This is a genomic window from Desulfobacter sp. (assembly GCA_028768525.1).
Classification (GTDB): domain Bacteria; phylum Desulfobacterota; class Desulfobacteria; order Desulfobacterales; family Desulfobacteraceae; genus Desulfobacter.
Genome location: CP054837.1, coordinates 2,605,170 through 2,628,457 on the forward strand (window position 1 = coordinate 2,605,170; position 23,288 = coordinate 2,628,457).

15 protein-coding genes and 1 pseudogene are annotated in these 23,288 nt (G+C 55.6%); 6 read left to right on the top strand and 10 right to left on the bottom strand.

Annotated features, from left to right (window positions below; genetic code table 11):
• Positions 1 to 184: 184 nt before the first annotated feature.
• Together HUN04_11960 and HUN04_11965 are read right to left on the bottom strand one after the other, a co-directional pair.
• Positions 185 to 796 (bottom strand): response regulator transcription factor, encoded by a 612-nt coding sequence (locus HUN04_11960; protein WDP90373.1) that lies wholly within the window; start codon positions 794 to 796, stop codon positions 185 to 187.
• Positions 793 to 4,413, bottom strand: a complete 3,621-nt coding sequence (locus HUN04_11965; GenBank protein WDP90374.1) for a PAS domain S-box protein — start codon at positions 4,411 to 4,413, stop codon at positions 793 to 795. The genes HUN04_11960 and HUN04_11965 overlap by 4 nt, the downstream gene beginning before the upstream one ends.
• Before the next feature lie 360 nt (positions 4,414 to 4,773).
• On the opposite strand from HUN04_11965, the gene HUN04_11970 reads away from it, so the two are divergent.
• Together HUN04_11970 and HUN04_11975 are read left to right on the top strand one after the other, a co-directional pair.
• A complete protein-coding gene (locus tag HUN04_11970; GenBank protein WDP90375.1) occupies positions 4,774 to 5,595 on the top strand; it encodes a nitroreductase family protein in 822 nt (273 codons plus the stop codon).
• Positions 5,596 to 5,684: 89 nt separating this feature from the next.
• Positions 5,685 to 6,575 (top strand): hypothetical protein, encoded by an 891-nt coding sequence (locus HUN04_11975; protein WDP90376.1) that lies wholly within the window; start codon positions 5,685 to 5,687, stop codon positions 6,573 to 6,575.
• Positions 6,576 to 6,645: 70 nt separating this feature from the next.
• Here the strand turns inward: HUN04_11975 and HUN04_11980 are convergent, their stop codons facing one another.
• Positions 6,646 to 8,157 carry a YfcC family protein gene (locus tag HUN04_11980; GenBank protein ID WDP90377.1) on the bottom strand — a complete coding sequence of 504 codons (1,512 nt, stop codon included), beginning with the start codon at positions 8,155 to 8,157 and terminating at the stop codon, positions 6,646 to 6,648.
• A gap of 15 nt (positions 8,158 to 8,172) precedes the next feature.
• Complete coding sequence (locus HUN04_11985; GenBank protein ID WDP90378.1) at positions 8,173 to 9,660, bottom strand: M20/M25/M40 family metallo-hydrolase; 1,488 nt, start codon at positions 9,658 to 9,660, stop codon at positions 8,173 to 8,175.
• A 694-nt stretch (positions 9,661 to 10,354) separates the two neighbouring features.
• On the opposite strand from HUN04_11985, the gene HUN04_11990 reads away from it, so the two are divergent.
• Positions 10,355 to 10,849 (top strand): YbaK/EbsC family protein, encoded by a 495-nt coding sequence (locus HUN04_11990; protein ID WDP90379.1) that lies wholly within the window; start codon positions 10,355 to 10,357, stop codon positions 10,847 to 10,849.
• Here HUN04_11990 and HUN04_11995 read toward each other — a convergent pair.
• Positions 10,846 to 11,469 (bottom strand): CerR family C-terminal domain-containing protein, encoded by a 624-nt coding sequence (locus HUN04_11995; GenBank protein ID WDP90380.1) that lies wholly within the window; start codon positions 11,467 to 11,469, stop codon positions 10,846 to 10,848. The two genes, HUN04_11990 and HUN04_11995, sit on opposite strands and share 4 nt — an antisense overlap.
• A 120-nt stretch (positions 11,470 to 11,589) precedes the next feature.
• Between HUN04_11995 and HUN04_12000 the strand changes: the two genes are divergently transcribed.
• Together HUN04_12000 and HUN04_12005 are read left to right on the top strand one after the other, a co-directional pair.
• Complete coding sequence (locus tag HUN04_12000) at positions 11,590 to 12,894, top strand: efflux RND transporter periplasmic adaptor subunit (protein ID WDP90381.1); 1,305 nt, start codon at positions 11,590 to 11,592, stop codon at positions 12,892 to 12,894.
• 2 nt (positions 12,895 to 12,896) lie between these two features.
• A complete protein-coding gene (locus HUN04_12005; GenBank protein ID WDP93266.1) occupies positions 12,897 to 16,049 on the top strand; it encodes an efflux RND transporter permease subunit in 3,153 nt (1,050 codons plus the stop codon).
• On the opposite strand, the pseudogene HUN04_12010 reads toward HUN04_12005, so the two are convergent.
• The 5 genes and pseudogenes from HUN04_12010 to HUN04_12030 all read right to left on the bottom strand — a co-directional run bounded on the left by HUN04_12010 (position 15,988) and on the right by HUN04_12030 (position 21,848).
• Positions 15,988 to 17,449: pseudogene (locus tag HUN04_12010) on the bottom strand (GTPase and DUF3482 domain-containing protein). The gene HUN04_12005 and the pseudogene HUN04_12010 overlap by 62 nt on opposite strands.
• Complete coding sequence (locus HUN04_12015) at positions 17,446 to 19,122, bottom strand: DUF2868 domain-containing protein (protein ID WDP90382.1); 1,677 nt, start codon at positions 19,120 to 19,122, stop codon at positions 17,446 to 17,448. The pseudogene HUN04_12010 and the gene HUN04_12015 overlap by 4 nt, the downstream one beginning before the upstream one ends.
• Before the next feature lie 8 nt (positions 19,123 to 19,130).
• Positions 19,131 to 20,015, bottom strand: a complete 885-nt coding sequence (locus HUN04_12020; GenBank protein ID WDP90383.1) for a LysR family transcriptional regulator ArgP — start codon at positions 20,013 to 20,015, stop codon at positions 19,131 to 19,133.
• A 12-nt stretch (positions 20,016 to 20,027) separates the two neighbouring features.
• Positions 20,028 to 21,059 (bottom strand): hypothetical protein, encoded by a 1,032-nt coding sequence (locus HUN04_12025; protein ID WDP90384.1) that lies wholly within the window; start codon positions 21,057 to 21,059, stop codon positions 20,028 to 20,030.
• Positions 21,060 to 21,257: 198 nt separating this feature from the next.
• Entirely contained in the window at positions 21,258 to 21,848 is a 591-nt protein-coding gene (locus HUN04_12030; GenBank protein ID WDP93267.1) for a DsbA family protein, read from the bottom strand.
• A 437-nt stretch (positions 21,849 to 22,285) separates the two neighbouring features.
• On the opposite strand from HUN04_12030, the gene HUN04_12035 reads away from it, so the two are divergent.
• Entirely contained in the window at positions 22,286 to 23,248 is a 963-nt protein-coding gene (locus HUN04_12035; protein ID WDP90385.1) for an ABC transporter permease, read from the top strand.
• Positions 23,249 to 23,288: the final 40 nt, after the last annotated feature.

A 23,288-nucleotide genomic window follows, 5' to 3' on the forward strand; every position in this document is an offset into this window, starting at 1 on the left:
CTTTTCAGCAATGGTTGAATTGACCTGACCCAAAAGTTATAACCAGACTTGGTAGGGAGTTACAAGTTTTTTCTCAGGACGGCACCCGCGAAGGGCCTCAACAATACAGGCAGGCCGGCGTTGGCAGGGGAATCTTCGCCGGGACAAGGGCAGAGGCCGGCATTATTACAACAGGCAACCGGGCTCAATCCACATCGCCAATGTCCAATTCCGGAAATCGTTCCCGGGCACAATCGGGGCATATGCCGTGGCTGAATTCCGCATTGGAATATTTTGTCATATAGGTTTCCAGGCGATCCCAGGCATCGGCGTCATTTCGAATCTTGTGGCAGTACATGCAGATGGGGATAATGCCCTGGAGGGTTTTCACATGCAAAAGCGCCTCCTTGAGTTCCGCCACCTTCTGTGCCAGCAGCATTTGTGTATTCACCAGCCGTTTGGCGACAAAGATACGGGCCTGGAGTTCATTTTGATCAAAGGGCTTGGTGATGTAATCGTCGGCACCGGCGTCAAAGCCTTTGACAATATCGTCCTTACTGTTGCGGGCGGTCACCATGATGATATACGCCTGGACATGCTGCACCGTTCTTTGTTTAATCCTGCGGCAGACCTCTATCCCGTCCATTCCGGGCATCATCCAGTCCAAAAGTGCGATTTTAGGCGAATCCTCTTTTTCCAGAATACTCAACGCGGCGTTGCCGTCCCTTGCGCTCAGGGTGTCAAATCCCCATTTTTTAAAGCAGCCTTCAAGAATCAGGAGGGTCGTCATATCATCTTCGGCAATTAATATTTTCATATAAATAAATGCTCCAGTTCTTTTTTTAATATGGAAAATGCCCGGTCCAGCATGGGCAGGATAGATTGAATCCGGTCCAGGTCCCCCTTTTTCCCCGCTTCTTCGATGCGGGCGCCAATATCGCTGAGGGCCATGGCGCTGAGGTTTCCGGCAGCGCCTTTGATCTGATGGCCCTGATTGCCGGCCTCCTCAACCGCCTGCTGTTGGATCAGTTCTTCAAGCCGGCTTATCTGCCGGGGCATATCGGCCAAAAAACTGTCAATCACTGTTTTTACCAGGTCCGGATCCCCCATCAGGCGATCGGACAATTCGTCCATGCAAAACACGGGCAAATCGCAATGCTCCGGTTTTTCACCGTTTTTTTCTTCCACATCCGGTTGGCCCTTGGAGACGATGTCACCCGTTTCAGGGAGCCACCGTTCAAAGGCGGTTACCATGACATCCGCAGTTACCGGTTTGCTGATGTAATCATCCATACCGGCCAAGAGGCATCTGTCCTTATCCTTTTTCATGGCATGGGCGGTCATGGCAATCACCGGGGTTCTGCGCCGTTGATCCGTTTCTTCGAACTCCCGGATGGCACGGGTGGCGGACAGCCCGTCCATTTCGGGCATCTGCACATCCATGAGGACAAGGTCATATCGGCCCGCCTTAAAGGCTTCCACCGCTTTGACCCCATTTACCGCCGTATCCACATTGGTAAGATCCAGCTTTTTAAGAATACCGATGGCCACCTGGCGATTCACCTCATTATCCTCTGCGATCAATATCCGGGTATTTTTGCGGTAAAGCGACGGTACAGTATGGCGGGTCACGATGGACTGTTTTTTTCCGGTATTAAACGGGCCGGCCAAGATAGCAGACAGGCAGCTATACAGCTCCGAGAAGCCCACAGGTTTTATCAGATAGGCCGAGAAGCCGACCGCTTCAAACCGTTTGGCATCGCCGGCCTGGCCCATGGAGGTCATCATGATCAACTGCAGAGACTTCGTTTTATCATCCGACTTGATAATCTTACCCAAAGAAAGGCCGTCCATCACCGGCATCTGCATATCCAGGATGGCTATTTTAAAGGGGTCCCCATCCGCCAACGCCCCATGGAGAAGGTGCAGTGCCTCGGGACCGCCCGCCGCTTCCGAGACCCGGCACCCCCATGAAGCCAGCTGGCCCTGAAGAATTTCCCGGTTGGTTTTATTGTCATCCACGATCAGGATATGGGTTCCCTTCAGGTCGGCCAAGGTCCGCCGTTTTAAACCGGAAAAGGCCTCATCCTGCTTTTTGAAACAGACGGTGAACCAGAATTCCGCCCCGTCACCTTCCTGGCTCTTTACACCGATTTTACCCCCCATCATCTCGCACAGCTTTTTTGAAATACTCAACCCAAGCCCTGTCCCGCCGAATTCCCTCGTAGTGGAACTGTCTGCCTGGGTAAAGCTGTCGAACAACATCAGGTGTTTTTCCGGGGAAATGCCAATCCCGGTATCTTTTACAGAAAACAATAACTCCACCTGGGTTTCCGTCTCTTTTTCCAGATGGGCCAACACACTGATTTCCCCCTTCTGGGTGAATTTTACGGCATTGCCCACCAGATTCACCAGGATCTGGCGAAGACGGGCCGGGTCTCCCTGTAATAGGGCCGGCACTTCAGGGGCCGCCGCGCAGATAAATTCCAGATCTTTTTCCTGGACGCGATGGGACATCATGGTCCCCACATCGTCCAGCAATACCCTTAAATCAAAATCGATGGTCTCGATTTCCAGCATGCCGGCCTCAATTTTCGAAAAATCAAGGACATCGCTAATAATGCTCAGCAGGGATTCGCCGCAGCTTTGGATGTTGCCGGCGTAATGCCGCTGTTCCCGGGTCAGTCCGGTGTCGAGCAGCAGTCCTGTCATCCCGATGACACCGTTGAGCGGGGTTCTGATCTCATGGCTCATATTGGCAAGGAATTCGCTTTTGGCCATATTGGCAATTTCTGCCTGCAGGGCCATCTGGTTGGCCGTGGCAATGGCTTTTTCAAGTTCCCGGTTGATCATGTTCAACTCATGCCGGGACTTTTTTTCCCTTGTGATATCCTGGAAGTTGGTCACCATGCCCATGGGCCGTCCCTTGGCACTCAAAAGAAGGCCGGCACCGATACGCACATCGATGATGGTATGATCCTTGGTATATCGCCGGGTTTCAAACCCGGACACCTTTTCTCCGTTCAATACCCGTTTGACTGCCTCTATGGTGTCGGGGCGGTCCTCGGGAGGAACAAAATCAATCTTCTGCCCTTTCAATTCCGCCAGTGTCCAGCCAAAAACCCTTGTGAAGCCGGGGTTGAGGTAGGTTACCCGCCCGTTGACATCGTAAACCACCAGGGGATCCACAATGGTTTCCATGACGGTGTGCCGGCTGTCTTCACTTTCGTGCAGGGCTGCCTCGGCCGCTTTCAGCCGGCTGATATCCATGAAGGCCTCGATAATCACCTTTTCATCCTCGAGTTCAATGGATAGGGCGGTTTTGTATACCGGGATTTTTTCTCCATCCCGGCGGATCACCTCCTTTTCAGACTGGTCCACCTTCTGCCGCAGATCGGTGATGGGGCATTTCCCCCTCTGGGCCGGACAGATGCTGTCATGACAGATATGGCCCACCAGGTCTGATTTTTCACCAAAACCGGTCATGGCCAAGGCCGCCTTGTTGACCCGGCGGATGACTTTTTTATCATCCACGATCATCATACCGATGGGGATGTTTTCAATTATTTTTTCTGTGGTCTCAAGGGCCTTTTTAAGCTTATCTTCTATTTCAAGGGTCCGGGTAATGTCCTTATCCACGCCGCGGTAGCCCAGCAGATTGCCCGAGGCATCAAGAACCGGCACCCCGTTGGTCAGCAGGCAGACCCGGGTGCCGTCCTTTCTCAGGTTCCAGTTTTTCAAATCGACGATGGGGGCTTTTTTGTCCATGATCCGGGCAAAGGCATCTCGAACGTCCCGGACCCTATCTGCGGGCATGAAATCAAAGGGGGTTTTCCCCAGCACCTCTTCATCATCGTATCCAAGCACCTGTTTCAGATTCCCGGCCGTAAAGGTATACCGTCCCAGGTGGTCCATCTCCCAGATCCAGTCGGCCATGCTCATGGAAATATCGCGAAAACGGCTTTCACTCTGGGCCAGAATTTTTTCGGATCTTTTATACTTGCTGATATCCCGGACCTGTCCCAGCCGGGCCTGGGATTTCTTAAGCGGGGGGATATCGCTACCTGAACTCAATGAGCCTGTAATTCGGCCATTGGAATCCCTCAAAATGGCATTCCGCCATTCAATGGCGCGTTCCTCCCCCGACTTGGTGATCACCCGGCTTTCATAATATTCCGCCGGGGCAATGGTGCCTGCCATCAATTGGTGATACCCCTTAAGGCCATCCTCGATGTCGGCCTTGGGCAGGCAGGTCTCAAACCAGTTTTTGCCCATTAATTCTTCTTCACTGTATCCCAGGATATCCAACCCGTATGGATTGATATATGAAATAAGCCCCTTGTCATCAATGGCAACGATAACCACCCTGGCAGCGGAAAGATACCGTGCGAAATCCGAAGGATTATTCTCCGTTGTGGAGACCTGTTTCGTCATTGCAACATCCTGTTTTTACAAAAATGGCTTATAAAAAAACTCTGCCCTAAGGGGTATCGTCGGGGGGGATATTGGAGCGGCCTGTTGTGGAATTTATATGGCGCACCAACCACCCAGGGACATTACGGAGAATGATACGTCAAGCGCACCGGTTACGTCAACAGATTGTTACCCAGGGGCCATAGGGGGGGCCAACTCCGCCGGCACGCCCACTGGATATGCAAGGCGCAGTAAATATTCAGCGGCAGTCACCGCAATAGTCAGGGACGAAAGGGGCCCTCCTTGGGAAAAACCTGTTGCCCTGGGAGGGCCTGTGTTATGTTTGCCGATACATCAACGAACTTAATCGAGACGCTGAAAATGAACTTATTTGAAATCGACCAGCAGACCTGCAACAAAGACGGCATATGCGCGGCTGTCTGCCCTGCCAAAATCATAGATTTCCGGAAAGGCCGGTTACCCGTCCCCATTGCCGGGGCAGAGAAGGCGTGCATAAAATGCGGCCATTGCGTGGCCGTCTGCCCCACTGCCAGCCTGACCCACCGGGAGATACCGGTGGAACACTGCCCGCCCGTACAAAAGGACCTCCATCTGTCGGCCGGCCATTGCGAGCATTTTTTAAGAAGCCGCCGTTCCATACGGGTATACAAAAACAAGGCCGTTCCCAGGAATGACCTCCAGAGATTAATCGAGATGGCCCGGTATGCGCCCTCCGGTCGAAATTCCCAGGATGCGGAATGGTTGGTTCTGGAGAACAGGGATGGGCTGCGCAAACTGGCCGGGATTGCTGTCGACTGGATGCGCTGGGTGATCGCCAACCAGCCGGACCTCGCATCGTCCATGCACCTGGGAAGAGCCATACAGCGGTGGGAAAACGGGATCGATATCATTTTCCGGGATGCGCCGGCGCTCATCGTCACCCACGCGGAAAAGGATAATCACAGGGCCCCCACTTCCTGCAACCTTGCCCTGGCCTATCTTGAACTGGCCGCCACCGGCATGGGACTCGGATCCTGCTGGGCAGGCTACTTCAACAGGGCGGCCAACGCCTTTCCGCCCATGATGGAGGCCCTGGCGCTGCCTGAGGGACACACAAGCTTCGGGGCCGTTATGGTGGGCTACCCCAAATTCAATTACCACCGTCTGCCTTTACGCCGGCCGCCCAGAATCATCTGGCGTTGACCCATGAGGTTCAAATGCTAAAATCATTTGCAATCCCATCCCGAAACCGGTATTTTTGTCCGCCAAATTAAAAAATACCAGCCGGAAAAATGAACAAAACATTGCCAGATCACAACCATTATCGAAGAATTAAACACCTTGCCGCATCGGCCTTCCTCCTCCTGCTGCCATTACAGAATTTAAATGCCGCCCCTCTGGATTCAGGCCGGTCAGACCATGACAACAGTATAGTGAAAGAAGCGTATAAGGATGGGATTGTCATCCGGCGCTCTGAATGGGACACAGACGACCGGAAGAATGGAACCGTTCAATATTTCTATGACAACGGCCGGATCAAGAACCAACGCAAATATGAAAACGGCAGCCTTTTATCCGAAAAAAGATACGATAAAAACGGTCTGTTGACTCAGCATATTTCAAAAATGTGGAAGGTATGGGAACCGTGGCATCACCACAGGGAGACCCACCATATTAACAGGAAAAAAGAAAACGGCCAGACGGTTGAGGATCATTACGATCAACAGGGTGTCCCCATCAAGTCCATTAAATATAAAAGCAGACTGGGGTTCACCTCTCCGTTGGATGCAATTAAAAAGAGTTTCAGCCTATCCGCAACCGGGAACCGTACATCCGATCCCCCCAAAACCGGTTTTAAAAAACGACACATTCTATCCGATGCCGTTTATTATGACCGGACCGGCACCGTCCGCCTCCATAAAACCAAAAAAGGGAAAAGCACTATCGAAACCCGGTTTTACCATGTTTCAAATTTGGACATTAAAACAGAAGACGGTTATCACCGGGAAAAGAACAGCATGTACCGTATGGTCTGGATCAACGGCGTAAAGCTGGGCACCCTATGGGCCCGGAGCCAAAAGCCCCTCAACTATAAAGTGGATGAAACATCCACTTTGGTGTTCAATAAGATATGCACCACTTCAGCCCGCGACCGGGCCTTTCATATGGGAAAAAGGCCCTGACCAGCAGCCTGGATGATAACCCTTCGTTCTATGCGGCCGGGGAATCCGGCATTCGCCGAATGCCATTTCATCAGAAAGGCCCGAACCCGATGGCCACGGCAGCCATGAGAAAGGCCATGGACAGGGCGGCAATGCCGGCCTGCATCTTCCAGGTCCACCGGATCCACTTGGGATAGGAGACCACGGTGAAGCTCAGGCCGATGAGGAGCAGGGCATTGGTGGGGAAGACCATGTTGGAAAACCCGTCCCCCATGTCAAATGCAAATACCGCCGTCTGACGGGTCAGCCCCACCAGATCGGCCAGGGGGGCAATAATGGGCATGACCAGAAAGGCCTTGGCCGAGGCCGAGGAAATAAAAAAATTCAGGGCCAGGGTGAGCAGGTAAATATAAAAACCGGCCTGGTAAGGATTTGTCCCTTCAATGGCATTGGAGGCGTAAAAAAGGATGGTATCCATGACATGCCCCCGGGTCATGATGTGGGGGACGCTCATGGCCATGAGGATCAGCAGGATACCGGGCAGCATGTTCATGGCGCCTTTGCCCAGCACCTTGAGCAGCTCTCTCCAGGAATAACCGATGATCCGGCCGGCACCGGCGCCGCCGATGAGAAAAAGCAGGGCCACCGCCGGAAAGGCCGCATCCGACGGCAGGGCCGGGACCAGTCCGGCCAGGACCATGAAGACAATGGCAATGGCCATGCAGGCCCCGAACCAGAGCGCCGCCCGGACCTTTCTGGGGTCATCCCCCGTCCCGTCTCCCACCACCTTTTCCACGCTGAACCGCCCCCGTATCCTGGCATCTGCCTCAAACACCGGGGAAAGGGCCGGCTCTTTTTCTATTTTGCGGGCATACCGGCTGACAAAAAAGTAGCAGAGAATAAAGGCGGCAATAAAAAAGAGGATCCGGAACCAGGCCCCGGAAAAGAGGGGCAGGTCGGAGAGTTCCTGGGCAACGGCAATGGTAAAGGGATTGGTCACGGCTGCGGAAAACCCGAAGGTCAGGGCCAGCATACTCATGCCGAGGCCCGTGAGGGAGTCCCAGCCCAGGGCCAGGGACATGGGCACAATGATCACGATCAGGGGCACCAGGGCCTCGTACACCCCCACAAAGGCGGCAAGGAACATCATGACGAAAATGAGCACCCCCATGAGCCGGTATTTGTTGTGCCGGAACCGGGCCACGGTCCAGGCCAGCAGTTCCCGTAGCACCCCGCCCTGTTCCAGAACGGTGAAGGAGCCCCCCAGAAAAATCATAAACAGGGAGAGGACCAGGATCATCAGCCAATTGTCCCCCCAGATCACCTCCACAGGGGCCGTGAACCAGCGCCAGAAGGGAAAGGAAACATCTTCCAGATAGTGGAATGAACCGGGCACCACGGCCATGCGGCCCGAAGCCGCCACCCGCTCATAGGCCCCGGCCGGAATCCACTGGGTCAGCCCCCCTGAAAATATAATGAGGAGCAGGAGGATCCCCAATGCCGTTAGAAAGGGTTTGACCCCTATTTTGAGCATGGAATCGTCATTCGAATCCTCACGGGGGGCAGGAGTTTCCATTTCCTGGCTTGCGGTGATCTCTGTCATATTTTCTCCTCTGGGTTAAAGGTGGCAGAAAAGACGGATATAAAAGGCCAGTCCCTTTTCCAGATTCTCAAGGGAGACCCTCTCATTGACGCCGTGGATGGTGGACACATCTTCCGGGGTGAGCACCAAAGGGGTAAACCTGAGGATATTCTCCGTCAGGCCCCGGTAATGTTTTGAATCGGTGGAGCCGTTGACAAGAAAGGGGACGGCAACGGCATCGGGATGGGTGTGGGCCAGGATAGTTTCAATCAATTCAAAGGCCCTTCCCCCGGCCTGGGCGGCGGCCAGGGGTTCATTGGCCATCCAGTCCCCGGCCTGGGCAACCTCAAGCCCATCATCTTTCAGGGTCCGGCGGTGGTATTCCCGGACCCGGGCAATGGAATCCCCGGGCAGAATCCTGTGGTTGACCAGACAGGCGGCTTCCCCGGGCAGGACATTCTCCTGCTCCCCGGCCCGGCAGACAGTGGCGGCCCGGGTGGTGCAGACCAGGCTGTCCGTGGTTCGGTTTTTAGAAAAAATATGGAGAATAAGGGGGCGTGTCAGCCAGAGATTGGCGAAGACCAGGCCCAGGCCCATGGGAACATGGGGAACGAAGCGCTCCAGCATATTGGCCAGCACCGGGTCCAGGCGTTTGGGGAAGGGCCGCTTTTCAAGCCGTACAATGCCCCGGGCAAGGCGCCCCACTGCCGTCCCTTCCAGGGGAGGCATGGAAGAATGACCGCTCTCCCCGGGGGCGGTAACCTTAAAGGTGACAAACCCCTTTTCCGCCTGGCCGATGAGGGCTGCGGGGGTTCCCTTTAAAAAAGCCAGCTGGTCCCTGGCAATAATCCCCCCCTCATCCAGAACAAAATCAAAGGCCAGATTCCGCTCCCTGAACAGGGCCGCAATCTTTCCGGCCCCCTCCATGCCTGAAATTTCCTCGTCCCCGCCGAATGCGAACCAGATATCCCGATCCGGCACCCGGCCCTCTGCCAGAAGGGTTTCGGCCGCCTCCATCTGGAATGCCAGCTGGCACTTGATATCCAGGGCGCCCCGTCCCCAGAGTATCCCATCTTCCACCAGTCCGCTGAAGGGTGGGTGGGTCCATTTTTCATTTCCCTCCTCCTGGGCCGGCACCACATCGTAATGGGCCAGGAACAGCACCGGCTTTTTTCCAGAATTTTTTCCCTTCCAGTGAAAAACCAGGCCGAAATCCCCGATAACCTCCCGGTCCATCTGCTTATGGACCAGGGGATACATGGTTTCCAATTCCTCCCGGAACCGCTTGAATTGGGAGAGGTCCCGACGCCTTCTGTCGGTCCAGGAAATTGTGGGTATCCTGATCATCCCCGAGAGCCGCCGGACGAATCCGGCAAAGTCCGCCACCGGCAGATCCATTTCCTCCCGGGAATCGCCAAGCGAAAGGATATATTTTTGTTTGATGGAAAAATAACGGACAAAAGAAACCAGGACCAGTCCGCCGGCAATAGACATCAGGATCACGGCAATGGGGAACAGAGTCATATCATCAACCATCCTTAGCAGTTAGAAGACCTGAAAAGCTATATCAGGCAACTGCGGACAAATCAATAAAAACGAAACCATAATATTGACCGAATAACACTGGTGATGATTTTCAAATGGCCGAAAAGGGGTTTACGGACATGAACCTTAAATTCCGTTTCAAATTAGCAAGTTAGATAATTCGGGGGTATACGGGTTCAAAATCATGAACTTCAGGGAAAAGATAAATGGGGACAAAAGAGTCAACATATAGCCCTCATTGCTATAAAAACAAGTAGTTATCAAATTTTCATTTTTTATGGCACAAAAACTGCTATGTTACTTATCAAGATAAATTTTTTCATCTTTTTTTCCTTTTCCGAAAGCGGCTGCCGGGATGACCTGGCAGCCTTTTTGGGTTTTTGGCCCCCTTGCTTATTGTTAACCTGGATCTCCCGAACGGCTCTGCCCCCTGAAAATGGGCTTGCAATCCCGGTGGGAATCAGACTAATCTCCAGTCCTGTTGATGGGGTGGGGAGAGCAGTCAATGGTCAAGGTGGAAAACCATTCATATCCCATCAGCGTCCCGAATTGGGTATTCCGGCCTTGGCAGACCCGACAACCAGGAGATCCGGTGCAGAATGACTGAAAATGGACATCATGATGATGAGCCGCCCCTTGGCATGCATCGGATGAATAAACAAAGGGTGTATAAATGTCTTTAGAAACCGTTCTTGATTACTTTTCAAAATACGATATGGCCCACCGTGTGATGGTTTTAAAACGATCCACGGCAACCGTCGAAGAAGCGGCCCGGGCCCACGGCGTTGATCCTGACCAAATCGGAAAAACCCTGTCCTTTAAGATTGATGACCTTCCCATCCTAATTGTGGTCGCCGGCCAAGCGAAGATTGATAATAAAAAGTATAAAAAATTTTTTTCCAAAAAGGCAAAAATGCTCACTAGGGATGAAGCCCTGTTGCATACCGGACATCCCATCGGGGGCGTCTGCCCTTTCGGATTAAAGGCCCCCGTGGATGTTTACCTGGATGTATCACTGAAAAAGCATTTGGAAGTCATTCCGGCAGCCGGAGACCCCTATTCTTCAATCCGGTTGACAATAGAAGAACTTGAAAAACACTCAAACTGCAAAGAATGGGTGGACGTCTGCAAATATGATGACAGCAGCCGGGGCATAAGAAAAGATTAAGGTCCCACCGCCCTGATGCCGGCCAGTGAAAACCTGGTGACATGGTCAACCAGACGCTTGATCATGGCCGGGTCCGGGGTCTGGCCCAGGAAATACTCCATATCGTTGGGGGAGATGCTCAACAGGATCCGGCACTGGCTGGCAATCCCCATTTCGCAGAAAATAAGGGTCTCCTCGTCGGGCCGTCCCCCCATGATCCGGGTGATAATCTCGTGGAGGGCCCGGCGCCGGGGTTCGATGGTCTCATACCAGGCGTCCTGGATCAGGCCGGTGGGGTTCACCAGTTCGGCCATGTAAAGCCGGCTGAAATGGCCTTTTTCTCCGGGATCCATGAGGTTCTTGATCAGGGTATGGATATAGTGGCGGAGCTCTTCTTCGGGCGAACGCTCCGCCGCAGAGTCGAAGAGATCCTCGCCGAACAGGTCCACGGCATACTTCCAGCATTCCATGTAAAGGCCGGCTTTATCCCCGAAATAATAGTTGATCGATGCCCGGTTTGCCCCGGCCTTGAGGCAGATATCCGCCACGGTTGCCTTGCGGAACCCCCTGGCGGAGAACATATCGCAGGCCGATTTCAGCACCCGCAGGCGGGTCTCCTTTCCATCCTCCCGTTTTGCCATCTCAGCAACTCCTCTTATCCGACCAAACATTTTATTGGATTGACAATTTTCAGTTCAGGGAATATGGTATCTTAAACATTCGTTTAAAACAAGCGTTTTAATTAAATAGAGGACGCAATCATGGGCCATGTAAACAGCATCATTATTCGGAGTTTATCCAGTTTAATTCTTATTTCCGGTCTTTTTTCCATGGCCGGGTGCAGGGGAAACCCTGAAGCAGCCCCGCCGCCGCCCAAGGCGCTCGAAGTCTCCGTTGAAACGGTGCACCCCCGGGAGCTCATGCTGACCACGGAACTGCCGGGCCGGACATCGGCCTGCCGCACGGCCCAAATCCGGCCCCAGGTGTCGGGCCTCGTCCAGAGCCGGCTTTTCAAAGAAGGGTCCAATGTTACGGCCGGGGATGTCCTCTACCAGATCGACCCCTCATCATTTAAGGCGGCTCTGGACAATGCCCGGGCCAACCTCAAGGCCGCAAAAAGATCTGCGGACCGTGCCCGGGCGGCCCTCAAGGCCGGCATTGCCGACAAAGACCGGCTCCAGGTCAACCTGGACCTGGCCCAAACCAACCGGGAAAGATACGAAACCCTGTTTGAAAAGAAGTTCATTTCCGCCATCCAGAGGGACCAGGCCGTGACAGAAGCCAAGGCGGCCCAGTCCGCCCTCAATGCCGCCCTGGCCCAGGTGGAAAGCAGCCGGGATGCCGTGGCAGCGGCGGAAGCCGCCATTGAGCAATCCCACGCCATGGTGGAAACCGCCAAAATCAACCTCTCCTATACCACCATCACCGCCCCCATTTCCGGACGCATCGGGCGGTCCGCCGTGACCGAGGGGGCCATTGTAACAGCCTACCAGTCCATGGCCCTGGCCGTCATCCAGCAGATGGACCCCATCTTCGTTGATGTACCCCAATCCACCACGGAACTGCTCAGGCTCCGCCAACGGCTGAACAAGGGCCAGCTCAACCGAAACGGCCATACCCAGAACCGGGTCCGGCTCATCCTCGAGGACGGGTCCCAATACCCCATGGAGGGCACCCTTGCTTTCCAGGAAATCAACGTGGACCCCACCACCGGCTCCGTCATCCTCAGGGCCGAGTTCCCCAACCCCGACCACATCCTTCTGCCGGGCATGTTTGTCCGGGCCGTGATCAAGGAAGGGACCAGCCCCGCGGCCATCCTCATTCCCCAGCAATCCGTGTCCCGGGATTCCAAGGGCGATCCCATGACCTTCCTGGTGGATAAGGACAGCAAGGTCACCGCCAGGCGCCTCACCCTGGACCGGGCCATCCATGACAAGTGGCTGGTGGCATCGGGCCTTAAGCAGGGGGACCGGCTCATTGTGGAGGGGATACAGAAGGTCCGGCCCGGGGCAACGGTTAAAGCCGTTGAAACGACGCCGCCCTCCCAGAAGGAAGGAGACCGCTAATGCTGTCAAAATTTTTCCTGGACCGGCCCGTATTCGCCTGGGTCATCGCCATTATCCTCATGGTGGCCGGGGGATTGGGAATCTATAATCTCCCCATTTCCCAATACCCCCCCATTGCGCCCCCCTCCATCGCCGTTGACGCCTTTTATCCGGGGGCTTCCGCTGAAACAGTGGAAAACAGCGTCACCCAGATCATCGAACAGAAGATGACCGGTTTTGACGACATGCTCTACCTTTCGGCCACCTCTGATTCCTCCGGAGCGGCCCGGATCGAACTGACCTTTGCCCCGGGCACCGACCCGGACCTGGCCTGGGCAAAGGTCCAGAACAAGCTCCAGCTGGCCATGTCCAGCCTGCCCGAGGTGGTTCAGCGCCAGGGGGTCCAGGTGAGCAAGTCCACCCGGAACTATCTCATGGTGGTCTCCCTGATCTGCGAGGACGGGTCCATGGACGGCAACGATCTGAGGGATTATTCCCAGTCCACCCTGGAGAAGGTGCTGGCCCGGGTCCCCGGGGTCGGAGAGGTCACCACCTTCGGCACCCAGTATGCCATGCGCATCTGGCTGGACCCCAACAAGCTCACCAATTACAACCTCACCATTGCAGATGTGATTGCCGCACTGAAGAGCTATAACGTGGAAGTCTCCGCCGGCCAGTTCGGCGGGGCCCCTGCGGTGGAAGGCCAGCGGCTCAACGCCTCCATCGTGGTTCAGAACCTGCTTAAAACCCCGAAGGAATTTGCCGATATTCCCCTGCGCATCAACCCCGACGGTTCCCGGGTGCGCATCAGGGATGTGGGACGCACGGAACTGGGGACGGAGCGGTACGATGTGGAGGCCGAATACAACGGCATGCCCACAGGCGCCCTGGCCATCCGCCAGGCCGCAGGGGCCAATGCCCTGGCAACCGCCGAAAATGTCCGGGCCAAACTGGAAGAAATGAGCAACTTTTTTCCCCAGGGTGTGAAGGTGGTCTATCCCTACGACACCACCCCCTTTGTCCGGGTGGCCATATCCGAGGTATTTAAAACCCTGCTTGAGGCGGTGATCCTGGTCTTTTTGGTCATGTACCTGTTCATGGGCAACCTGCGGGCCACCCTCATTCCCACCATTGCCGTGCCCGTAGTACTCCTGGGCACCTTTGCCGTGCTGGGGCTCTTCGGCTTTTCCATCAACATGCTCACCATGTTTGCCATGGTGCTGGCCATCGGCCTGCTGGTGGATGATGCCATTGTCGTGGTGGAAAATGTGGAACGGATCATGGAGGAGGAGGGCCTCTCCCCCCGGGACGCCACAGCCAAATCCATGGAAGAGATCACCTCCGCCCTCATCGGCATCGGCCTGGTGCTGTCGGCGGTGTTCGGCCCCATGGCCTTTTTCCCGGGCTCCACCGGTGTCATCTACCGGCAGTTCTCCGTGACCATCATCGCGGCCATGCTACTCTCGGTCCTGGTGGCCCTGATCCTGACACCCGTGCTCTGTGCCTCTCTGCTCAAGCCCATGCCGGCCGGCCACCGTCCCGAGGACAATGCCATATTTTTCATGCGCCCCTTTTTCCGGTGGTTTAACAAAAGCTTTAACTGGATCAGGGGGATATACATTAAGCTTGTGGGACGGGTCCTGTCCAAAAAGCTGCGGTATATTGCCCTGTTCCTCATCATTACCGGCACCATGGGCTGGCTGTTCAAGCAGCTGCCCACAGCCTATCTGCCCTCGGAAGACCAGGGCATTCTCTATGTCCAGGCCATGCTCCCGGCCAACTCCACCCTGGAACAGACCCGGACCGTGCTGGACCGGGTAAAAGAACATTTTTTGACCCATGAAAAAGACGCCGTGGAATCGGTGCTCACCATCTCCGGATTCGGATTTTCCGGCCGGGGCCAGAATGTGGGCCTGGCCTTTGTAAGACTGAAGGACTGGGAACTGCGCCAGAATCCCGGCCTCAAGGTGGAGCCGGTGGCCGGCAGGGCCATGGGCTTCTTTTCCACATTCAGGGATGCCATGGTCTTTGCCTTTCCCCCGCCGGCGGTGGTGGAACTGGGCCAGGCCAACGGGTTCGATTTCCAGCTCCTGGACCGCGGCGGCCTGGGCCATACAAAACTCATGCAGGCCAGGAACCAGCTGCTGGGCATGGCCCACCAGGACCCCAGGGTCACCCGGGTGCGCCCCAACGGCCTGGAGGACGTGCCCGAGTACCGTATTGACGTGGACTGGGAAAAGGCCGGCACCCTCGGTGTACCCGTGTCCTCCATCAACAACACCCTGGCGGCGGCCTTTGGCTCGGCCTATGTGAATGATTTCATCCAATCGGGGCGGGTCAAACGGGTATTTGTCCAGTCCGACGCCCGTTTCAGGCGCCTGCCTTCGGACCTTGAAAAAATTTATGTAAGGAACAATATCGGGAAAATGGTGCCCTTTGCCTCTTTTGCCTCGGGCCACTGGACCTCGGGCTCTCCAAAGCTGGAACGGTTCAACGGCTTCCCGTCCATGAACATCTGGGGAGAGGCCGCCCCGCAAAAAAGCTCGGGCGAAGCCATGGCCGCCATGGAAGAGGCCGTGGGCAAACTCCCCCGGGGGGTGGGCTTTGACTGGAGCGGGCTTTCCTTCCAGGAACGGATGTCCGGCTCCCAGGCGCCCCTGCTCTACGCATTTTCCATTCTGGTCATTTTCCTCTGCCTGGCGGCCCTGTACGAAAGCTGGCCCATCCCCGTATCCATCCTCATCACCCTGCCCCTGGGGGTTATCGGCGGGGTCGCGGCCTGTTATTGGATGGGCATGCCCAATGATGTTTATTTCCAGATCGGACTGCTCACCATCCTGGGGCTGACCACGAAAAACGCCATCCTCATCGTCCAGTTCGCCCGGGCGAAGGTGGACGAGGGCATGGGGCTTGTGGAGGCCACCCTGGAAGGATCCCGGCTGCGGCTGCGGCCCATTATCATGACCTCCCTGGCCTTTGGATTCGGGGTGCTTCCCCTGGCCATGGCATCGGGCGCAGGGGCCGGGGCCCAGCGGGCCATCGGCATCGGTGTATTGGGGGGGGTGGTCACCTCCACCCTGCTGGTAGTCCTCTTTGCACCGCTGTTTTATGTGATCATTTACAAATTATTCGGCAAACACAGAAAGCGCGTAACCATGAAAGGTGATGCGGATTAATCCTCTGTCCTGAGCAGGGACTCCACCAGAAGGGCAAATTCCGGGCCGATTTTTTTGTCCGGAATCATGGCTTTTCCCCGGGCGGCTTTAAAAAAACGGGCACAGACCTTGTGCTGATCCCGGTTCAATGTGGCGGAAACTCCCTGCTTGCCCCCTTTTTCAGCCTGTCCGTTTTCCGGCGGTGCATCGGGCAGGTCCCGCCGACCGTGGGGACGCCGGACCATCTGGGTGTAATAGAGTACGGCTCTGTCCAGGAGGATGTATAAAAACTGGATATTCTCATTGGGCCCCACCCGGATGCGGTCCCCGCCCACCCCTTTGGGCCCCCTCTGGGCCAGTTTCCGGGCACCGGCCAGGGCGGACCCCGCCCCGATGGCCGATCCGATGGCCGTGAACACGCCGAAGGTGAGGCCGGCGGCAGCCGTATCCAATACCGCCCCCACAGTGCCCCCAACCAGGGCGCCGGCCGCGGTCAGCTGTCCCCGGGTCAGTCCCAGAATTTCCCAGGTCCGTTCGGAAAAAAGGTCATGGTGGAGGGCTGAATAGTCAGGCAGGCTATAGTCAAAATGGCGGTGGCGGTAAAGGGTGCGTATCCGTTCAAACATCTGTTTTTCCATTTTCCGGATCTCTTCCCTGTACTCCTTGGCCAGTTTCTCCTTCAGGGATACCGGGTCCAGCTTCCGGCTGACTTTTCCGGATACCGAAAAGGCCAGGGCCTGCTCAATGCCGTGGGTGATATGGGCGCAGGCCATGCGGTGGCGTTTCTCCCACTCCGCCTTGAATGAAGCCACCACATTTTCCAACCCCTTTTCCCACTCCTGGTCAATGGCCTTGAGGCTTTCCAGCATGCGGATCCGCTCATAAAAATCCGCCCGATTGGAATTGAAGACCCGGATCACGTTAAAATGCCTGCGGAACTCTTCTTTCCACTGGTCCGTATAGTCCCGGGCATCGGTTTTGGAATTGATCACGGCCATGCGGGGACGGCCCGTGAGCCTGAGGATTTCCATTTCCGCCAAATCGTCTTCTCTCACCGGCCGGGAGCCGTCCACCACGTAAATGATGCCCGCGCCCCCGGCCACCGGGGTCAGCAGTTCGCACTCATCGGCAAAAAAGGGATCCGACGCATGGACGGCAATGAAGCGGTCGATGAGATCCGGCCCCGGGTGTTTCCTGAACCAGGCCAGGGTCTGCCGGGGCATCTGAAAGCCGGGGGTATCCACAAACCGGATGATCTCCCGGTCGTCTATTTTTACGGTATAGGCCCGGGAGACGGTGGTCTCTCCGGGCACGCTGCTGATGCCGATGCGGTCGTCTTCGGTGAGGGTGGAGACCACCGAGGACTTTCCCTCATTGGGATGGCCCAGCACGGCAAATTCGGGTAGGGAGAACTCAGTCACGGCATCCACCTTTCCACAATGATGCCGGGATCCTTGAGCTGGGCCACGGCGGTCTGCCAGACCTGGAAATCCATATCCCCGGCTGCCACTGCCATTGCCCCCTCCCCCGGCGTCCGGGTGAGAAATATCCATATATCATGATCCGGAAACACCGCCTTCCGAAGCTGGGTCAAATAATAAAGCAGGCCCCGGATGGGGGGCTGCCAGACCTCCTGGAGAAGGATCACCACCCCGTTTTCCGGCGGCGCCGCAGCCTTCAGGGCCGGCTCATCCCCTTCAAACTCAAACCCGATTCTGGCGATCCCGGCAATATCAACGCCCAGCTGCCGGTCCAGGGCGCCGGCAATATCATCCATGGCCCCGTCCGGGTAGCTCCTCGCCGAGGCAAGGACAAGGGCCGGTGTCTTCTGCCGGATCTCAGGTTCAGCCGCCTGCGGTTCCGCTGTCCGGGGTTCAGTAACTTCCTGCGGTCCGCCGCCCCCTGGGTCCGTGGGGGGTAAAACGGGTGCAGTTTCAATGGCCGCTCCCCGGGCCAGGGCCGGATCAGGCAGGGGCGGCCGGGTGTGTGCCCGGGTGCCGCCGGTCTCTCTGATTTCCATATTCATTCGGGGAGACCGCATGCGCATGAGCAGCCGCCGGTACCGGGGCCGGTTCATATCAAATGCATTGAGTGCTTTTTTGCCCGCCCCCACGGCTCCGCCGAGCAATGCCAGCCGGGGAATGCCCCCGTAAACCAGGATGCCCATGCATAGAAATGGCCACCATGCCGCCAGATGCTCTGTGGCCAGACCGCTCATCCCCTGTTTGAGGATGATCCGTGAGCCGTGAACCTGGGCCAGAGTGGGCAGGGCCGCGCCGTCGGGCAGTATCCAGGACCAGGGCAGGGCCAGGGCCGAAACCATTTTATGGATCTGCTCCCCCGATGTAAACAAAGTGGACTGCCACCCAAAGGCCAGGTCCGTAACCATGACCCGGAACAGAGTCCCTCCCAGGCATCCCAGGGAAAACCCCAGGGCGGCCAGCGAAGAAGCCGTAAATACAGGCCAGAACAGGAGCCCCTTATAGGTTCCCGACCGGAACCGGGACACCAGGCCGGAAGCCCCCGCATCTTTAAAAACAGCGCTCCCGGGCAGATCTCCCGCCTTTTCAATCACGCTCCGTAATCTGCCCAAAAAAGCTTCGAATATCAGGGTGTGGAAAAATGAATAACGGGAGCCGTTGCTGCCGCCGGGCCGGATCCGGCGGGCCATGACGATACCGGCGGCCAGGGCCAGCAGGGCCTGAAACAGAATAAAAAAAGCAATGAACAGGGTGACATTTACAGGCCGGCTGCCGTGGTAGGCCAGAAAGGAATAGGCCGTTATAAATCCCGCCGCAAGCCCCAGGACCGCCATGATCCTGAGGGTCCACCGGTACAGGGAATGATAGAGGCTTCCGGGCAGCCGGCCATCGCCACGGTCAGCCATTTGCCGGCGACGTTTCAGCCAGGCCAGAAGCAAAGATCTGTCGTCTTTGATATCAATTTTATTATCGATGCCGGAGCCCGGCCCGGCACCTTCAATTTCCCGGAAAATTTCCCTGTCCCGGGCAGCGGTTTCCTTCCGGTCCTCCATCCCCTCATCCAGGCTCAGAAAAAAATCCAGATCAATAATTTCTTTCAATGAAAAATTCATGCCTGGTTTTAACAAATCACGGCATTTTGCACAATTGCCTTTGAGAATTCATCCAAAAGGAATGACCCCAGATTCCACCGGTGCCAATAGAGGGGGACGCGGATATGAGTATCCGGTGCCAGGTCCACCAGGCAGCCCTTTTCAAGCAAATCCATGGACTGGAGATCCGGCAGCATGCCGTAGCCTTTTCCCGATACAATGATCTTAACAAAGGCTTCCGGAGAAGGGATATAGTGGATGGGCAGTTCCGGAACGCTGTCCCGGTTAAATTTTTTTTCAAGAAATTTATAATGAAGATCATCAACCCGGTTGAAAATCACCGCCGGCACCCGGTCCAGGCAGCCCGGCACGATCCCCTTGGGGAACCAGGCCTCCCTGAAGGCCGGCGAGGCAACCATCCGGTAATTCATGGTTCCCAAAGGAGAAATTCTGCAGCCCTGGACCGGCGTATCCAAAGAGGAGATGCATCCGAGCACCTCCCCTTTTCTCAATAGTTTGTGGGTCTCATCCTGGTCATCCACCCTCAGGTCCAGCAGCACCTTCCGGTCCTCAAGCAAAGATTCCACGGCCGGATAAAACCAGGTGGCCAGGCTGTCGGCGTTGATGCCCAGGGCCAGGGTCCGAAAGGAGGTCACCCCCTCCAGCATGAGCCGGGTGGAAAGATCGCCTTCCAGCTGCCGCACCTTCAAATAATGCTTGATCAGCTCCCGGCCTTCTTTGGTGGGCGCCGGGGGCAGGGTCCGGGTCAGCAGCACCATCCCGGCCTGGTCCTCCAGCAGCCGGATCCGCTGGGACACCGCCGACTGAGTGATGTTCAGCCGCCGGGCAGCCTTGTCAAAGCCCCCTTCTTCGGCCACCCGGGCCAGGGATTCCAGCAGTTTATAGTCCAGCATATTTCCTTTTTATCATACCTTGTATTCCATTTCCTGCACCGGCAGCACCTCTCCCTCCTCCGTCAGTGCAAGGGAGGTCTTGGTAATCCGGCCCTGCAGTTCATTGTTCCCGTCGGTGAGATCAAAGGGGGAGGCTACGCCGGCCAGGTAGATGGCCCCGATGCCGGCATCCTTTATCCGGGTCAGCACCATCCCCTCGGGATCCTCCCCTGATTCGGCCCGCTCCCAAAGGGTGAGGCGGTCGAATACCGGATCATTTTCGTCGATCCAGTCATTGCCGTCAAGGTCATAGGCGGCCAGTTCTCCAAATCCGTCCCCGGTGGTTGGCCCGAACAATTCACTGCCGTCGTTTATTATGCCGTCCCCGTTCAGGTCCAGGGAAAGAAATCCCACGCCCGTCCCGGGCAGGGGCAGATCTTCCTCCTCCCCGTCCATATCCAGGTCAAACTCAAATCCGGCGCCGGCCAGCTCGGGCGCAGCCATTCCCGTATTGATGATCAGCGGATCCATGAAGGCATACCCCGTGGCGGTCCGGGTCATGGTTTCCTCCCTGATATACGACCGGTCCATGGAAAGGTCAAAGGTAAAATCAATTTCCCGGTTGTCCGCCGTCTTTACGGTGCCGCCGGCCGACACCCGGGTCTGCTCGGATTCTTCATACCTGAAACTGCTGGTTTCGGTGTACTCCCAGGCGGTCACGGTCTGTATGGGCATCAGGTAAATATCCGAGGCCCGAAAGGTATTGCATGAACAGCTTCCCGTCGTCATTTTGTCCAGATACGCCATCAGGGCCTCCATGATCTGCCGCATCTTTTCCAGTTCTGTCCTGAAACGGTCCGTAACAGACAGGGCCTCCCCGCCGTTGACAGATACGGGCACAAGCAAATCCCCGTCCGCATTTTCTGTTACGATGGTGTCCAGGTCGGGCAACTGAATCCCGGCCATGATCTCGGTAAATGAAAACTGGCTGGAAACCTCCCGGGTAAGAGATTGTTTATAGGTCCTCAATGCAGAAAGGCCCAGATCAAAAGTATCAATCTTCAATGTCGCCTCCTAAAGCCTAAACTCAACGGCGGCATCATCATCCTGAATCCGGGCCGAGAAATAGAACACACCGGCGGCATCCCTTTCCGCCGGGCCTATCCTGATTCAAGCAATTCCCGTACCCGCACCCCTATCCCACTGAATTCAAAAAAAATCCCATCGGCGGTCCCATTCCGGGCCGCTCCCATATCGGGTAAATTATGCCTGTTCCCGGGCGCTTTTTTCCGGTTCGGCCGGCGCCGCATATTTGGCAACCATCCGTTCCAGGATCTGATAGGACTGTGCCCCCACCAGGCGGTCCAGGCCCATGAAAAAGGTGGGGGCGGCCTGCACGCCTTTGGCCCGGGACAATTCCCAGTCTTTGTCCACGGCATCCCTGAACGGCCTCTTTTCGAGGGCATTGCCGGCCTCGTCACGGTCGAGGCCCACGGCGGTCGCCATATCCAGAAGTACCGGGGCCATGGCGATATTCTCCCCCCGGACAAAATAGGCATTGAAGGCCTCATTGTGGAACGCATGTCCGCGGCCCCTGGATTCAGCCCAGAGCCCCAGTTCCTGGGCCGGCCGGCTGTCATAAACCATTTTCCGGTTCCCCATGGGCAGGCCGAACCGGGCCGCCGTTGCCTGGAGTTCCGCCACGGCTTTGTCCGCACGGATAGGGTAACCCTTTTTTTTAAACAGGTCATCCAAGGTGATGCCCTCCGGGGGCAGGCCGGGATTCAGGGGAAAGGCCCGCCACTTCACCTGGATATCATACGCTTTCTTTAGTTTCTCAATACTCCCGGTAATGAAATAGCACCAGGGTCAGACATAATCTGAAAATATTTCCAGCACATGGGTATCAGCCATTTTGGGCTCCTTGTGTTCATTCTCGGTTCAGGAGAATATAACCACCTTTACCGGAGAGGCAAGGGCGGTGCCCATGCCCGGCAATGCCGCTTCCTGCACCGGCCGGGCATACATCGAACACAAATTACTCTGAAAACCAGAACCGCCGGTGAACCCGGGGCTAAATTTATTCCCCAATGGATCTTACTTATTTAGTGAACAGACTTTTTCTCGCATAGAGAAAAGCCAGCTACAAACCAAAAGAGCTTTATATATCAAGACATACAGCAATATGCCGAATTTGCAGATTTGACAAATTGCATCGTGTTCGATATGCTATTTTGATTTGGAATAAGATTGGTTTTAATTTTGATACGTTAGTTTTTTGTTTGGACACTATGAAAAATGTAATATCACTCATTGTCAAACGATGTGCCGCAAGCCTGTTTACCCTCCTTATCATCTCTGTCATCATTTTTATCGGTGTGGAGGTACTGCCGGGGGATGTTGCGGAAACCGTTTTGGGGCAATCGGCCACCTCTGAAACAGTAGAGGCCTTCAGAAAAGAACTCAAACTGGACCTCCCCGCCCATGTCCGATACGGATCATGGCTGAATGATTTTATTCACGGGGATTTCGGCACATCTCTTTCAAACGGCAGGCCGGTTGCCGACCTTATCGGCTGGCGGTTGGGCAATACGCTTTTTCTGGCCCTGGCCACATCCGCCATTGCCATTCCCCTGGCCATACTTTTGGGAATGACCGCCGCCTTTTACAGGAATTCTCTTTTTGATAAAATCATATCCGTAACCACCCTGTCATTTATCTCTTTCCCTGAATTTTTTATCGCCTATATTTTCATCAGCCTCTTGTCGGTAAAGCTCAATATATTTCCCAGCCTGGCCGTCATTGACCCTAAAATGGGGCTGGCCACACGGCTGTACACCATCCTTTTGCCCGCCCTGACACTGACCTGCGTGGTAACGGCCCACATGATGCGACAGACACGGGCAGCCATCATCAACGTATTGGCCAGTGCCTATATTGAAATGGCCGAACTCAAAGGCATCAACCGATTGAGGATTATCATCCACCACGCCTTTCCCAACTCCCTTTCCCCTGTAATCAATGTCATTGCCCTGAACATGGCCTATCTGGTGGTCGGGGTGGTCATCGTGGAGGTGGTGTTTGTCTATCCGGGCCTGGGACAGCTTTTAGTCGATTCCGTTGCTAAAAGGGATCTGCCGGTGGTTCAGGCATCGGGACTTATTTTCTCAATGGTTTATATATTTCTCAATCTTTTTGCAGATATCCTGTCCATGCTTTCCAACCCAAGATTAAGGCAATCCGCCATCCAGTGAGGTCCGTCCTGTGTTAAAATTATTAAAAAGCGCCCCGCTT

Coding starts and splice junctions, on each gene's coding strand:
- HUN04_11960 (WDP90373.1), bottom strand. CDS start 796: ATGAAAATATTAATTGCCGAAGATGATATGACGACCCTCCTGATTCTT.
- HUN04_11965 (WDP90374.1), bottom strand. CDS start 4,413: ATGACGAAACAGGTCTCCACAACGGAGAATAATCCTTCGGATTTCGCA.
- HUN04_11970 (WDP90375.1), top strand. CDS start 4,774: ATGAACTTATTTGAAATCGACCAGCAGACCTGCAACAAAGACGGCATA.
- HUN04_11975 (WDP90376.1), top strand. CDS start 5,685: ATGAACAAAACATTGCCAGATCACAACCATTATCGAAGAATTAAACAC.
- HUN04_11980 (WDP90377.1), bottom strand. CDS start 8,157: ATGACAGAGATCACCGCAAGCCAGGAAATGGAAACTCCTGCCCCCCGT.
- HUN04_11985 (WDP90378.1), bottom strand. CDS start 9,660: ATGACTCTGTTCCCCATTGCCGTGATCCTGATGTCTATTGCCGGCGGA.
- HUN04_11990 (WDP90379.1), top strand. CDS start 10,355: ATGTCTTTAGAAACCGTTCTTGATTACTTTTCAAAATACGATATGGCC.
- HUN04_11995 (WDP90380.1), bottom strand. CDS start 11,469: ATGGCAAAACGGGAGGATGGAAAGGAGACCCGCCTGCGGGTGCTGAAA.
- HUN04_12000 (WDP90381.1), top strand. CDS start 11,590: ATGGGCCATGTAAACAGCATCATTATTCGGAGTTTATCCAGTTTAATT.
- HUN04_12015 (WDP90382.1), bottom strand. CDS start 19,122: ATGAATTTTTCATTGAAAGAAATTATTGATCTGGATTTTTTTCTGAGC.
- HUN04_12020 (WDP90383.1), bottom strand. CDS start 20,015: ATGCTGGACTATAAACTGCTGGAATCCCTGGCCCGGGTGGCCGAAGAA.
- HUN04_12035 (WDP90385.1), top strand. CDS start 22,286: ATGAAAAATGTAATATCACTCATTGTCAAACGATGTGCCGCAAGCCTG.